Origin of the sequence: Stenotrophomonas sp. HMWF023, assembly GCF_003060985.1 — a bacterium.
Taxonomy (GTDB): Bacteria; Pseudomonadota; Gammaproteobacteria; order Xanthomonadales; family Xanthomonadaceae; genus Stenotrophomonas; species Stenotrophomonas lactitubi.
Genome location: NZ_QAIJ01000284.1, coordinates 3,892 through 4,624 on the forward strand (window position 1 = coordinate 3,892; position 733 = coordinate 4,624).

Below are 733 nucleotides of genomic sequence, written 5' to 3' on the forward strand. Positions count from 1 at the left end.
CTCCTGAAACGTTGGGTCGCACGGGCCTTCAAAAGCAAAACGCGCGTCTTCACGCGCGCTTGGGGCGGGCTCGTGCAGCGGACTTCCTCGTCGATGCTAGCACTTGTTTTTTTGCGCGATAACCCCGCAAAAGACTGCTGCATAGCAGCATTTTGCGCGACGTTCGGAGTCCGCTGCGCAGGCTCGCAGACGCTGGACGTACAATGCGCGCCATTGTCGACCTGTTGCCGTCCACTGCCTTGAAGAAGTCCGATTTCCATTACGACCTGCCGGCCGAACTGATCGCCCAGGCACCCTTGGCCGAACGCTCGGCGAGCCGTCTGTTGCTGGTGCCGGCGGCTCCTGCCGACTTCACCGACCTGCAGGTGCGTGACCTGCCGTCGCTGCTGCAACCGGGCGACCTGCTGGTGTTCAACGACACCCGGGTGATCCCGGCGCGCCTGTTCGGGCAGAAGGCCAGCGGTGGCCGCGTGGAGATCCTCATCGAGCGCCTGCTCGGCGGCCAGCAGGCGCGAGCCCAGGTGGGTGCCAGCAAGTCGCCAAAGCCCGGCAGCCGGATCGCGCTGGACCCGGGTGGCGAAGCCGAAGTGCTCGGCCGCGATGGCGAGTTCTATGTGCTGCAGTTCCATGTGCCGGAGTCGCTGGAACAGTGGCTGCTGCACGCTGGCCGGCTGCCGTTGCCGCCTTACATCCAGCGCGAGCCGGGCGTGGATGACCGCGAGCGCTACCAGAC

At 65.8% G+C, this 733-nt stretch carries 1 protein-coding gene; it reads left to right on the forward strand.

Annotated elements, in window-relative coordinates; genetic code table 11:
* Nucleotides 1–239 precede the first annotated feature (239 nt).
* The coding region (locus DBR20_RS16165; protein ID WP_181393110.1) for an S-adenosylmethionine:tRNA ribosyltransferase-isomerase at nt 240–733 on the forward strand (494 nt) is incomplete at its 3' end.